The organism is Streptomyces sp. NBC_01775, assembly GCF_035917675.1.
Taxonomy (GTDB): domain Bacteria; phylum Actinomycetota; class Actinomycetes; order Streptomycetales; family Streptomycetaceae; genus Streptomyces.
In genome coordinates this window covers 6853061-6866127 of record NZ_CP109104.1, presented here as the reverse complement: position 1 = coordinate 6866127, position 13067 = coordinate 6853061, and the positions used below count along the sequence as shown (strand labels likewise).

Genomic DNA, 13067 nt, shown 5'->3' with positions numbered 1-13067 from the left:
GGTGAGGGATCCGCCGCCGCGCTACGGTGACGGATCCCTCACCCTGCGAAGTGGCACCGCGTGCCGTGGCAGGTCGTATCGTCTAGGGGCCCCACCCTCTCGCCGCGAGGAGCCTCCTCATGACCCCGCCCGTCGTCCAGTCGCTGCGCGAGCAGATCCGCGAGCACATCGTGGAGGGGATCGTCAGTGGCCGCTGGAAGCCGGGCGAGCGGATCGTGGAGCGCCGGATCGCCGTGGAACTCGAGGTCAGCCAGACGCCGGTGCGCGAGGCCCTGCGGGAGCTGGAGACGCTGCGGCTGATCGAGTCGGCGCCGAACAAGGGCGTACGGGTACGGGAGCTGTCGCCCGCCGATCTGGAGGAGATCTACCCCGTGCGGGCGGGTCTGGAGCAGATCGCGGCGGAGCTGGCGGCGCCCCGGCTGGCAGGTGACGCCTCGGCGCTGCGCCCGCACGTCGAGGCGCTGTACGAGGCCGACCGGCTCGGCGACGGGGAGGCGCAGGTGCGGCACACGGTGGCCTTCCACCGTGAGCTGGTGCGCGCGGCGGGCAACAGCGTGCTGCTGCACACCTGGGAAGGGCTGGGGATCGAGGTGTGGACCGCGCTGTCGATCCGCTGGCTGGGCACGGTGCAGCAGTCGTACGCGGAGGAGCACGAGGCGGTGCTGGCCGCCATCGAGCGGCGGGACCCGGCCATCGGGGCGCTGATCAAGGACCACGTGCTGGGGTGCGCCCCTGCTCCCCGGGCATAAGCCTCAAAGGCAACCAGAGGGCGTGGCACAGAGTGCCCGTTTTCGGGGCACGGAATGCCAATTTCGCTGAGCGGACGGTTTTTACTCGGACATCCTTTGATCGATCATCGATCACAGGCGTACAGTCCCTTCGTTGGGTGCCCCCTGTCCTGCCCGTCAGGGTCCGCGAACCCACCGCACAACGCCCTCGTGACCCGTCCGGGGGCCCCCAACGTCCGGAAGGTGGCCACCATGCCCGATCCCGTACGCCCGCCGTATCCGAGCGAGCTGGACCAGCTCCCGGACCGTGACCCCCAGGAGACCGGCGAGTGGCGCGAGTCGCTCGACGCGGTCACTGACCACGCGGGCGGCGACCGTGCCGCATACCTGGTGCGTCGCACCGTCGAGCACGCCCAGCACAGCGGTCTGAGCGTGCCCGGTCTGCTGGAGACGGACTACGTCAACACCATCCCCACCTCCGCCGAGCCGGACTTCCCGGGCGACGAGGCGATGGAGTCCCGCATCACCGCCTGGAACCGCTGGAACGCCGCCGCCATGGTCACCCGCGGCAGCCGCTACGGCCTCGGTGGCCACATAGCGACCTTCGCCTCGGCGGCCTGGCTCTACGAGACGGGCTTCCAGCACTTCTTCAAGGGGAAGGAAGGCGGCTCGGGCGACCAGCTGTACGTCCAGGGCCACGCCTCCCCCGGCGTCTACGCACGCGCCTTCCTCGACGGGCGGCTCGCCGAGGACCACCTCGACCGCTTCCGCCAGGAGGCCGGCGGCGAGGGCCTGCCCTCCTACCCGCACCCGCGCCGTCTGCCCTGGCTGTGGGAGTTCCCGACGGTCTCGATGGGCCTGGGCCCGATCTCCGCGATCTACCAGGCGCGGTTCAACCGCTACCTGACCAACCGGGGCATCAAGGACACCTCGACCTCCCACGTGTGGGCGTTCCTCGGTGACGGCGAGATGGACGAGCCCGAGTCGACCGCCGCCCTCGCCCTCGCCGGGCGTGAGCAGCTCGACAACGTCACCTTCGTCATCAACTGCAACCTCCAGCGGCTCGACGGCCCCGTCCGCGCGAACTTCAAGATCGTGCAGGAGCTGGAGGCCCAGTTCCGCGCCGCCGGCTGGAACGTGATCAAGTCGCTGTGGGGCTCGGCCTGGGACGAGGTCTTCGCGCTCGACACCACCGGCGCGCTCACCCGCCGCCTGCGCGAGGTGCCCGACGCGCAGTTCCAGACGTACGCCACCCGCGACGCCGCCTACATCCGCGAGCACTTCTTCGGGGCCTCCCCCGCGCTCGCGGAAATCGGCAAGCTGCTGACGGACGACAAGATCGCCGAGCTGTTCAAGACCTCCCGCGCCGGCCATGAGCCGCGCAAGGTCTACGCCGCCTACCGCGCGGCCGTCGAGCACAAGGGCGCCCCGACCGTGATCCTCGCCCAGACCGTCAAGGGCTGGACGCTGGGCCCCGGCTTCGAGTCGCGCAACGCCAACCACCAGATGAAGAAGCTCACCGGCAAGGAGTTCCGCGCGATGCGGGACCTGCTGGAGCTGCCCATCCCGGACAGCAAGCTCGACGGCGAACTGGTGCCCTACATCCACCCCGGCCCGGACTCCCCCGAGGTGCGCTACCTCCAGGAGCGCCGCGCCGAGCTGGGCGGCCCCGCCCCGGCCCGCAAGGTGCACCCGGTCGGCCTGCCCTCGCCCGCCGACAAACCCTTCGACGTGCTCAAGAAGGGCTCCGGCTCGCAGGAGATCGCCACCACGATGGCGCTGGTCCGGCTGGTCAAGGACCTGATGCGGGACAAGGAGACCGGCAAACGCTGGGTCCCGATCGTCCCCGACGAGGCCCGCACCTTCGGCATGGAGTCGCTCTTCCCGTCCGCCGGGATCTACTCCCCGCTGGGCCAGAACTACGACCCGGTCGACCGTGACCAGCTCCTGTACTACAAGGAGGCCAAGGACGGTCAGGTCCTCAACGAGGGGATCACCGAGGCGGGTTCGCTGGCCGACTTCACCGCCGCCGCGACGTCGTACGCCACCCACGGCGAGCCGATGATCCCGTTCTACATCTTCTACTCGATGTTCGGGTTCCAGCGCACCGCCGACCAGTTCTGGGCGCTCGCCGACCAGCTCGGCCGCGGCTTCGTGATCGGCGCCACGGCCGGCCGTACGACGATGACCGGCGAGGGCCTCCAGCACGCCGACGGCCACTCCCACCTGCTGGCCTCCACCAACCCGGCGGCCATCTCCTACGACCCGGCGTTCGCCTACGAGGTCGGCGTCATCGTCAAGGACGGCCTGCGCCGGATGTATGGTCCGGACGCGGAGGCGCAGGAGGACCTCTTCTACTACCTCACGGTCTACAACGAGACCAAGGTGCAGCCCGCCATGCCGGAGGGCGAGGGCGTTGAGGAGGGCATCCTCAAGGGCCTCTACCGCTTCCGCGGCGCGGAAGAGGCGGCGGCGGTGGCCCCCGCCTCCGACGACGCCCCCCGCATCCAGCTGCTGGCCTCGGGTACGGCCATCCACTGGATCCTGGAGGCGCAGCAGATCCTCGCCGACGAGTGGGGGGTCGCCGCCGATGTGTGGTCGGCGCCGTCCTGGACGGAGCTGCGGCGCGAGGCGTTGGAGTGCGACGCGGCGGCGCTGCGCGGCGAGGACTCGGTGCCGTATGTGACCCGCGCGCTTGAGGGCGCACCGGGGCCGGTGCTGGCCGTCAGCGACTGGATGCGGGCCGTGCCCGACCAGATCTCCCAGTGGGTCGAGCAGGACTGGTCGTCGCTGGGGACGGATGGCTTCGGCCTCTCCGACACCCGCGAGGCGGCCCGCCGCCACTTCGGCGTCGACGCCGAGTCCATTGTTGTCGCCTCGCTTTCTCGTTTGGCGCGGCGCGGTGATGTAAAGCCCGACGATGTTCGCCGGGCCGCCGAAAAGTACGGCCTGGCGTAGTCCGCTCGGGGCTCCGCCCCCTGGGGGCGAAGCCCCAAGACGGGGACCCAGGGGCGGAGCCCCGGCAAGAGGTCAGGGGAGAATCAGAGGCATGCGTGCCTCCCGCCTCATCAAGATGGTGCTGCTCCTGCAAGCACGCAGAGAGATGACCGCCGCAGAACTGGCAACAGAGCTGGAAGTCTCAGAGCGCACCGTCTCGCGCGACGTGATGGCCCTCTCAGAGGCGGGCGTACCCGTATACGCGGACCGGGGCCGCGCCGGCGGCTACCGCCTGGTGGGCGGGTACCGCACCCGCCTCACCGGCATGGGCCGCAGCGAGGCGGAGGCCCTGTTCCTGTCCGGTGTGCCCTCCGCCCTGCGCGACATGGGCCTGGACGACATCGCGTCAGCGGCAAAGCTGAAGGTCTCCGCCGCGCTGGACCCCTCCCTGCGCGACGTCCACGACAGCACCGCACAGCGCTTCCACCTGGACGCGCCGGGCTGGTGGCAGGCACCGAAGACGCCCCCGCTGCTGCCCGCGCTCGCGGACGCGGTCTGGTCGGACCGGCAGGCGGCCGTCCGCTACCGCCGCAAGGACGCCGAGGTCGAACGCGAGCTGGAGCCGTACGGGCTGGTGCTGAAGGCCGGGCATTGGTATCTCGCGGCCCGCGTCCGGGGAAGCGAGGGCGACCGGCGGGGGGACGCCTGGCGCGTCTACCGCGTCGACCGGTTCACCGAGGTCGCCGTCCGCGACGACCTCTTCACCCGGCAGGCCGACTTCGACCTGCCCGCGTTCTGGACGGAGCGCGCCACCGCTTTCGCCCGCGCCCTCCTGCGGACCGAGGTGACGCTACGGCTGTCGGAGGCGGGCGCGCGGCGGCTGCGCCATGTCACCGACAGCGCCGCCGCCGCCGAGGCGCTGGCCGCCGGCACCGTGGACGGACAGGGGCGTACGACGGTGCGGCTGCGGGTGGAGAACGAGGAGGTCGGCTACAGCCAACTCTTCGCGCTGGGGCCCGAGTGCGAGGTGCTGGCGCCGCCGTCGCTGCGTGCCCGCTTCGGGGAGGCGGCGCGGCGGACGGCGGCGCTGTACGCGGAAGGCCGCTCAGAGGACCGCGCGGAGGACCAGAGCTGACCGGTCACGGATCAGCGGTAGCCCGTCACATCCGCGGGCTTGCCGGGGTGCTGGATCTCGGTGATGTAGCGCCAGGCGTCCGGGGCCGAGCCGTCCACGTCGGTGAAGCCGTACACCTGGGCCAGGCCGCCGCTGGAGAGGGACTGGCCGTTGAAGCGGGCGAAGTCCGGGTCGCCGGCGAGTGCGGCGACGGCGCGGCCCACGAACACCGGGGTTTCGGAGATCGCGAAGTGCGGGTCGTGCGCGCAGCCGTCGCGCCAGTTCTCCTCGGTGACCTTGAAGTAGGTGTCGAGCATCGCCTCCGAGCGCAGCCAGCCGGGGGTCAGACAGACGGCGGTCGTGCCGTATTCCTTGGTCTCCTCGGCGAACGCGCGGGCCAGCCGCAGCGGCCCGGCCTTGGCGAGGTCGTAGTAGACGGGCTCGCGGTAGTGCTGGTTGTACTCCTCGGTGCCGTCGGTCACCTCGACCAGCAGCCCGCCGGGGCGCCGGTTCAGCAGCGGCAGCGCGTAGTGGGCGGTGATCAGGTGGCTGTCGATGCCGAGCCGCAGGATGCGCAGGCCGTCGGCCAGGTCGTGCTCCCAGATCTTCTTGCCGAACCCGACGAGCGGGTCGCCGCCCCACAGGTCGTTGACCAGGATGTCGAGCCCGCCCCGCTCCCGGTCGATGCGCGCGACCAGCTCGTCCACCTGTTCGGGCACAAGGTGGTCGACCACCGCGGCGATGCCCGTACCGCCGCTCTCCTTGCCCGCCTCGGTGGCCAGCTCGGCGGTCTCCTCGATCGTCTCGGTGGGCCTGCCGACCTCGCTGACCCGGCCGGCGCCGGTGCCCTGGCGGCCGTCCCCGCGCGTGGTGCGGCCCGTGGCGTAGACCGTGGCGCCCGCGCGGCACAGCTCGACGGCCATGGCTCGGCCCGCTCCCCTGGTCGCGCCCGCGACGAGCGCGACCTTCCCGGTGAGCGGCCCCCGTCCGGCTCCGTTCGCGTTCTTCGCGGTGTCCCGCTCACCGTGTGCGGCCTGTGCGTTCACTCGTAGCCCCTCCTCATCTGGTGCTTTCCGTCCGGAGGACCACGCTGACAGCGATACCCGTCAGCTTCTGTCCGGTATCGCGAACGGATCGCGGAAGCGCCCCGAACGGATCGCCGGCGTGCCGCGAACGGGTCGTCCCGGAAATCCCCTCCCGCTCCGCACATAACGACACAGCCGCATCTGGCGCACTCCACGTGCGTGGCGGGGCCACAGGCCCGATGCTGAGGGCGTGATGGACGAGACGGAGTTCTGGGAGCTGATCGACTCCACCCGCCGGGCCGCCGAGGGCGACCCGGAGGAGCAGGCCGACCTGCTCATCGAGCAGCTCACCCAGCTCGACCCGGACGCCGTGACGTTCTTCGCCCGCCACTTCGAGTCGCGCTACAACCGCGCCTACCAGTGGGATCTGTGGGCCGCGGCGTGGATCTTGCTGGACGGCGCGAGCGACGACGTCTTCGACGCGTTCCGCTGCTGGCTGATCGGGCAGGGACGGGAGGTCTTCGAGGGCGCGGCACACGACGCCGACGCGCTGGCCGAGCTGCTCGTGGAATTCGACCCGGAGCTGGACGGCGAGGCGGAGGACCTGGGCTTCGCAGCGGACGAGGCGTACGAGCAGCTCACCGGCACCGTACTGCCCGACCTCGGCCTCCCCGACCCGCCGCCCGACCCGGAGGGGATGGCCCTGAACATGGAGGACCCGGCCACGCTGGCCGAGCGCCTGCCGGAGCTGTGGGCGCGCTTCGGGGGCGACCGGTAGCCCGGCCTGTGATTCCGGCCCGCCCGGCTCCTCCCGCTCACTCCGGGCGTACGGACTCCAGGTAGCCGGCGCAGCGCGCGAGCAGGGAGATGAGCTGCTCGCGCTCCTCGTCGCTGAACTCCGCCGCCAGGCCCCGCTCCACGCGCACGGCCGCGGCGTCGCCTTCCTTCATCACCTCGGCACCCAGGTCGCTCAGCCGGGTCTCCAGCACGTTGCGGTGCCACTCGTGCGGGGTGCGGACGACCAGGCCGCGCTGCTCCAGGTTCTTCAGGATGGTGTTCATCGTCGGCGCCGTGACCCGGCACGCCCTGGCCAGTGCCGCCGCGGGAATGCCGGGGTTCTCCGCGAGCTGGAGCAGGGCCGCGTACTGAGGCACCGTCAGGCCGGCCGGCTTGAGCACGGCGTGCTTCGTCGCGTTGAGCGCGTTGGCCGCGCCCTTGATGTGCGAGCCCAGGCGCTCGGAGGCGGGCATGGAGGTCATCAGCGCATCGTAACGACCCGCGAGGAAGTAAGACTCTTGACGAGGATTAGAGTTCTAATTAACGTAAGTATATGTCCTACACGTACGGGCCTTATCGAGGCCCGGGTGCGGCTACAGGAGGCACACCATTTCCCGCCATCCCTCCCACGGGTCCGTCCGTGATCCCGCCCGTCACATCCGTCCGTACCGGCCCCGCGCCCTCGCGGTGCTCGCCGCCGTCACCGCGGCCACCGCGCTGACGGCGTTCACCGCTCCCCCGGCGTCCCACCTGCGCATATCCACCGCGTACGAACTGCCGGGCGACCGCGTCTACCCCGAGGGGATCGGCGCCGACCCCCGCTCGGACCGGCTGTACGCCGCCTCTTACGAGAACGGCGCGGTCTACCGCATGACTCCAGGCCACCGCGTCGCCGAGACCTTCCTGCCGCCGGGCGCCGACGGCCGGCACACCGCCAACGGCCTCAAGGTCGACCGGGCCGGGCGGCTGTGGGTCACCGACTCGACCTCGGGCGTCTTCGTCTACGACACCCGCACCCGCGAACTGCTCGCCCGCTTCGACGTACCGCGCGACGCCGGGAAGGACACGCGGGACCCCGCCTTCGTCAACGACGTCACGCTCACCCCCGACGGCTCCGCCTATCTGACGGACAGCACCCGCGGCGTCGTCTACCGCGTCACGTCCGGGCAGTTGGCGCACGTGAGGGCACACGGCGGACGGGGTGAGCTCGTGCCCCGTTTCGACCTGACCGGCCTGCTGCCCGAGGCCCCGCCGGGCGGGAAGCCCAGCGCCCTCAACGGCATCGTGGCCGGCCCCGGGGGCCGCTATCTGCTGACCGCCGACATGATCCACGGCGGCCTCTACCGCCTCGACCCCGCCACCGGCGAGGCGGAACGCGTCGCGCTGCGCGGCGGCGACCTGCGCAACGCGGACGGCCTGGAGGCGGCGGGCGGCAAGCTGTGGGCCGTCCACAACACCGACTACGCGCTCAGCCGCTGGCGCCTCGACCGCGACGGCACGGCGGCGCACCTGGAGCGCCGCGAGAGCGACCCCGCGCTCCAACTGCCCACCACGGTGGCCCGGGAGCACGGCACGCTGTATGTCGTCCGCTCCCAGTTCGACAAGGGCGGCCCGATGGGGCCCGGCACCCCTCAGACCCCGTTCACGGTGGCGGCCGTCAGGGGGCTGTGAGGCGGGCCGGAACACTCAGGAGCCGTACTGCCGGGTGTCGGGGTGCTCGATCAGCAGTGTGTGCGCGGGCTCGTCGGCGACGGGCCGGTGCCGCAGCCCACGCGGGACCACGAACAGCTCCCCGGCCCGCAGCGTCACGGGCTCGCGCCCCTCCAGCTCGATTCGGAAGGTGCCCTCCCAGCACAGGAACAGCTCGTCCTCGTCGTGATGGTGCCAGGGGAAGGCCCCCTCCAGCCGGGCGAGGCGCACCGCGGTCGTGTCGTTCACGAAGGCGAGGTTGTGCTGCTGGAAGGGACCGGGCAGGGCGGCTGCCGCCGCGTCCACGGAGACCGCGCCGGGTGCGGAGTGGTGCCGGGGCACCTCGTGTCGTGTCGTCATGGCCGTCATCCTCGCCGCGCCCGCCGGCCCCGCCCAGATCCAATGAGGCAGAATTGGTCCACCTATGGAACCAATGGAACTGGCCGAACGGCTGGGGCGGTGGTCCTCCGGACGCGGCCCGCTGCACGCCCTGCTCAGCTCGGCACTGCGACGCCTCATCGAGGAGGGCGAACTCCCCGCTGGCGCCCCGCTGCCGCCCGACCGCGCGCTGGCCGCCGCGCTCGCCGTGGCGCGGGGCACCGTCATCGCCGCTTACGAGACGCTGCGGGCGGAAGACCGCATCGAACGGCGCCAGGGCAGCGGCACCCGCGTCGCGGGGACGCCCGGCACCCCGCCGCAGGAGACCACCGCCCAGCCCGCGTTCCTGCACCTGATGGAGCCCAGGGACGGCGTCCTCATGCACGCCTGCGCCGCACCGCAGGCCCCGCCGCCCGAACTGGTCGACGCCTACTCCCGGATCCTGCCCCGGCTCGCCGCCACCACGGGGGACATCGGCTACCACCCGGCCGGGCACCCCGTACTGCGCGAGGCCGTGGCCGAGGACTACACCCGGCGCGGACTGCCCACCGGGCCGGACCAGATCATGGTCACCAACGGAGGGCAGCACGCTCTCGCCCTGCTCGCCCGCGCCCTGCTGACCCCAGGGGACCGGGTGCTGGTGGAGGCGCCCACCTACCCCGGCGCGCTGGAGGCGTTCCGTGAGGAGGCGGCCGTACCCCGCGCGCTGCCACCCGGCCTGGCGGGGTTCGCGGAGGCCGTCCGGGACCACCGTCCCGCCCTCGCCTACGCGGTGCCCACCTTCCACAACCCCACCGGCGCCACGCTCCCGCCCGCGGCCCGGCGCGCGCTCGCCGAGGCTGCCGCCGCCGACAGCGTCCCGCTGATCGACGACGAGGTCCTCGCGAGGCTGCCCTTCCCCGGCGAGGAAGTGCCCCCGCCCCTGGCCTCTCACGCGCCCGAAGGCACGGTGCTCTCGGTCGGTTCGCTCAGCAAGCTCGTCTGGGGCGGGCTGCGCGTCGGCTGGGTGCGGGCGACGCCGCAGACCGTCGCCCGGTTGGCGCGGCTGCGCGCGGTGCACGACATCGGCGGCAACATTCCGGCCCAGCTCGTCGCCGCCGAGCTGCTGCCCGCGCTGCCGCAGACCGACCCCGCCCGGGCGCGGGAGCGTGCGGCCGGCCACGACCGGCTGCGCGCCCAGCTCGCCCGCCATCTCCCCGACTGGGAGGCGCCGCCGGTGCGGGGAGGGCAGACCCTGTGGGTACGGCTGCCCCGAGGGGACGGGGCGGCCTTCGCACAGACGGCGCTGCGTCACGGTGTGGCCGTACTCCCAGGAGCCGGGCTCGACGCCGGCGGCGGCAGCCGGGAGTTCCTGCGGCTGCACTTCAGGCTGGACGAAGCGGAACTGGCCGAAGGCGTACGGCGGTTGGCGCGGGCCTGGCATGCCTACGACGACACCCGGCGCCCGACCGCCGCGCGGCCGGTGATGGCGGTCTAAGGTCGCCCCATGCGTATCGCCGTCACCGGTTCCACCGGGCTCATCGGGTCCGCGCTCACCCGCTCCCTGCGTGCCGAGGGGCACGACGTCCTGCGCCTCGTGCGGCGGCCCGCCGCAGCCGCCGACGAGGTCGAGTGGAGCCCCGTACGGCAGTACGTGGACACCACGGGGCTCGCCGGCTGCGAGGCCGTCGTCCACCTGGCGGGCGCGGGGGTGGGCGACCACCGCTGGACCGCCGCGTACAAGCGGGAGCTGCGCGACAGCCGGGTGCTCGGCACGACGGCGCTTGCCGAGGCCCTCGCCTCGCTCGACTCCCCGCCGCACACACTGATCGTCGGCACGGCCGTCGGTTACTACGGCGACACCGGTGACCGCGCCGTCGACGAGACGGCGGGTCCCGGCGAGGGGTTCCTCGCCGAGCTGTGCCAGGAGTGGGAGGCCTCGGCGCGGCCCGCGGAGGCGGCGGGCATCCGCACGGTGTACGGCCGTACGGGGCTGGTCGTGGCCCGCCGAGGGGGCGCGTGGGGACCGCTGTTCCCCCTCTTCCGCGCCGGGCTCGGCGGGCGGCTCGGGAACGGGCGCCAGTACTGGAGCCATATCGCGCTGCACGATCATGTGGCGGCGCTGAGGTTTCTGCTGGAGGAGCGGTCGCTCGCGGGCCCGGTGAACCTCACCGCGCCCGAGCCGGTCACCAACCGCGAGGCCACCAAGGCGATGGGGCGCGTGCTGCACCGCCCCACGCTCTTCGCGGTGCCCGCGCCCGTGCTGCGGGTCGCGCTGGGAGAGTTCGCCTCGGATGTGCTGGGCAGCCAGCGGGTGGTGCCGGCGGCGCTTCTCGGCGCCGGGTTCACTTTCGCGTTCCCCCGCCTCGACGACGCCATCCGCGCCGCGCTTGGCTGAGACCGCGCTTTTTCCTCCACCCACCAGCCCGTCACCCCGCCCGGTGCGCGGCGGTGGTGAGCGGCCCGACGGGCGGGTGGGTGGGTGGGCTCCGCGGCCCTCTCCTCTCCCCGTCCGGCGGACCGCAGGCTCCGGGTGTGCCCCAGGGCGCCCCCTCGCGCGACGTACCGCGGCGCGGTTCACGCACCGACGCTACAAGGCGGGTATGACGCGTGCTGCTTGGGGCATCAGGACGACAGCGCACGCACAACCGGACCCGCACCGCGCGTCGACGACGGGGAGGAACCGTGCTGATCAGCAGCGCACGCGCAGGCACAGGGCAGACAGAAGAGGGGGATGAGGGAGCGGATGCCGTCGGCCGGGGCGTAGCGGCGGATGTGGTGATCGTTGGTGCGGGGCTCGCGGGGCTTGCCGCCGCGCACCGGCTGACGAGTGCGGGGCTGCGCGTCGTGGTGCTGGAGGCGGCATCACGCGTAGGCGGCAGGCTGCGCACCGAGAGAGTGGAGGGCTACCGCCTCGACCGGGGGCCGGGCCTCCTCGGCCTGGACCAGGACGTCGACGCTTTCGCACGGCTGCCAGCGCTGGACCCGCTGGCACTGCGCCCGTTCGCACCGGGCGCCCTGCTGTACTCCGAGGGCCGCACCGTGCGCATCGCCTCGCAAGGCGCGGACCGGGACCCCCGGCCCGGCCGGACGGGACGTCCCAGCCGGCCCGACAGGCCCGCCAGGACCGACAGGTCCGACAGGTCCGACAGGTCCGACAGGAACACCGCCCACCTCAAGACCGGCACCTCCAAGGCGACCGGCGGAGCGGAGAAGGCGTCCCGTACGGGCGCGTCCCCGCGCACACGGCTCAACCGGCGCACAAGGGGCACACGGGGCGCATTCACGACGGCGCGCGCCCTCACCGGAGCGAGAAGCCGCGCCGACATGTCCGACGCGCTCGATCTGGCGCGGCTGCGCGCCGCGCTGGACCGCTACGCCGCGCTGCCGCCGCAGAGCCTGCTGGGGAAGCCCGAACTCCCCGCGATCCAGGCCCTGTCGGAGCGCGGGCTGCCCGTTCGTACGGTCGACTCGCTGGTGCGCCCACTGCTGACGGCGCTGCTGTCCGACCCGGACCTGACGACGTCCAGCCGCGTCGCGGACCTGACACTGCGCGGTTTCGCGCGCGGGGGGCTGTGCGTTCCGGCGGGTGGCCAGGGAGCGCTTCCCGAGCTGCTGGCAGCCGCTCTGCCCGCCGGTACGATCCGCACGGGCGTACGCGTCACCTCCGTGAGCACCCACTCGGTCGGGACGGACGGGCATGGCTCCCTCGCCTGCGAGGCGGTGCTGGTGGCGACGGGCGCCCGCTCGGCGGCCGAGCTGCTGCCGGGGCTGCGGGTGCCGGAGTTCCACCCGGTGACGGTCTTGCACCACGCGGTGGAGGAGCCGTTCCCGCTCGGTCAGCACGACCCGCACGGGGCGTCGTTCACCGTCTGCGCGGAGCGGGCGGAGCGCGTGGAACGTACCCAGCGCACTCAACGCGCCGCACGCGCGGAGGGCGGTGCCGGCTCCCTCCGCGAGGGACGGGGCGCTCCGGCCGGCGGCCTCGCGGCCGACGCGCACCCGGTCAGCCATACGTGGGTCGCCTCCGCCGTCGACCCCTCGCGGGCCGAGCCCGGCCGTACGCTCGTCACCTCCGTGGTGCTGGGCGAACAGACGGGCGAGCCCCTCGCGGCGCTGGACAAGGCGGCGCGGTACCAGCTGTCCGGGGTCTACGGCACCTGCACGGACCGCTGGGAACTGCTCGCCTCCTTCTACGACCAGGACGCGGTCCCCGCGATGCCGGCACCGCACGATCCGCGGCGGCCGGTGCGGGTGCTGGCCGGGCTGTATGTCTGCGGTGACCACAGGGACACCAGCACACCGCGCGGCGCGCTGCGTTCCGCGGAGCGTGCGACGGAGGAGATCCTGCGGGATTTCGGACGCCCCGTGGTGCCGGGAGACATCTCTGAGGAGGCTGCCGCCTGAATCGAACAAAGATCCCGAACTCCCCAATGACCA

11 protein-coding genes are annotated in these 13067 nt (G+C 72.8%); 8 read left to right on the top strand and 3 right to left on the bottom strand.

The genetic code is table 11. From position 1 onward, the window contains the following. The first annotated feature begins 119 nt into the window (after positions 1 to 119). The 3 genes from OHB04_RS30530 (at position 120) to OHB04_RS30520 (ending at position 4800) form a co-directional block, all read left to right on the top strand. Entirely contained in the window at positions 120 to 749 is a 630-nt protein-coding gene (locus OHB04_RS30530; protein ID WP_326690852.1) for a GntR family transcriptional regulator, read from the top strand. 231 nt (positions 750 to 980) lie between these two features. Beyond that, positions 981 to 3686, top strand: coding sequence for a pyruvate dehydrogenase (acetyl-transferring), homodimeric type (gene aceE, locus OHB04_RS30525; protein ID WP_326808723.1), 2706 nt, complete (start codon positions 981 to 983; stop codon positions 3684 to 3686). Between the two features lie 91 nt (positions 3687 to 3777). Further along, positions 3778 to 4800 carry a helix-turn-helix transcriptional regulator gene (locus OHB04_RS30520; protein WP_326690850.1) on the top strand — a complete coding sequence of 341 codons (1023 nt, stop codon included), beginning with the start codon at positions 3778 to 3780 and terminating at the stop codon, positions 4798 to 4800. A gap of 11 nt (positions 4801 to 4811) precedes the next feature. Here OHB04_RS30520 and OHB04_RS30515 read toward each other — a convergent pair whose 3' ends face one another. Further along, positions 4812 to 5825: an SDR family oxidoreductase gene (locus OHB04_RS30515; protein WP_326690849.1), complete on the bottom strand. Its 1014-nt coding sequence runs from the start codon at positions 5823 to 5825 to the stop codon at positions 4812 to 4814. A gap of 232 nt (positions 5826 to 6057) precedes the next feature. On the opposite strand from OHB04_RS30515, the gene OHB04_RS30510 reads away from it, so the two are divergent. Next, the gene (locus OHB04_RS30510; protein WP_326692993.1) at positions 6058 to 6582 is read left to right on the top strand and encodes a DUF4240 domain-containing protein; all 525 of its coding nucleotides are present in this window, start codon (positions 6058 to 6060) and stop codon (positions 6580 to 6582) included. A gap of 37 nt (positions 6583 to 6619) precedes the next feature. Here the strand turns inward: OHB04_RS30510 and OHB04_RS30505 are convergent, their stop codons facing one another. After that, on the bottom strand, positions 6620 to 7063 hold the full coding sequence (locus OHB04_RS30505; RefSeq protein WP_326690848.1) for a MarR family winged helix-turn-helix transcriptional regulator: 444 nt from the start codon (positions 7061 to 7063) through the stop codon (positions 6620 to 6622). Positions 7064 to 7268: 205 nt separating this feature from the next. On the opposite strand from OHB04_RS30505, the gene OHB04_RS30500 reads away from it, so the two are divergent. Then, positions 7269 to 8252, top strand: a complete 984-nt coding sequence (locus OHB04_RS30500; protein ID WP_326690847.1) for an SMP-30/gluconolactonase/LRE family protein — start codon at positions 7269 to 7271, stop codon at positions 8250 to 8252. A 15-nt stretch (positions 8253 to 8267) separates the two neighbouring features. Here OHB04_RS30500 and OHB04_RS30495 read toward each other — a convergent pair whose 3' ends face one another. After that, complete coding sequence (locus OHB04_RS30495; protein WP_326690846.1) at positions 8268 to 8630, bottom strand: cupin domain-containing protein; 363 nt, start codon at positions 8628 to 8630, stop codon at positions 8268 to 8270. A gap of 64 nt (positions 8631 to 8694) precedes the next feature. Here OHB04_RS30495 and yczR point away from each other — a divergent pair, with 64 nt between their 5' ends. From yczR to OHB04_RS30480, 3 genes are all read left to right on the top strand, one after another. Then, positions 8695 to 10125, top strand: a complete 1431-nt coding sequence (gene yczR / locus OHB04_RS30490; RefSeq protein WP_326808722.1) for an aminotransferase-like domain-containing protein — start codon at positions 8695 to 8697, stop codon at positions 10123 to 10125. A 9-nt stretch (positions 10126 to 10134) separates the two neighbouring features. Further along, the gene (locus OHB04_RS30485; RefSeq protein WP_326690844.1) at positions 10135 to 11025 is read left to right on the top strand and encodes a TIGR01777 family oxidoreductase; all 891 of its coding nucleotides are present in this window, start codon (positions 10135 to 10137) and stop codon (positions 11023 to 11025) included. Positions 11026 to 11312: 287 nt separating this feature from the next. Then, positions 11313 to 13034 carry an FAD-dependent oxidoreductase gene (locus OHB04_RS30480; RefSeq protein WP_326808721.1) on the top strand — a complete coding sequence of 574 codons (1722 nt, stop codon included), beginning with the start codon at positions 11313 to 11315 and terminating at the stop codon, positions 13032 to 13034. The last annotated feature ends 33 nt before the right edge of the window (positions 13035 to 13067 follow it).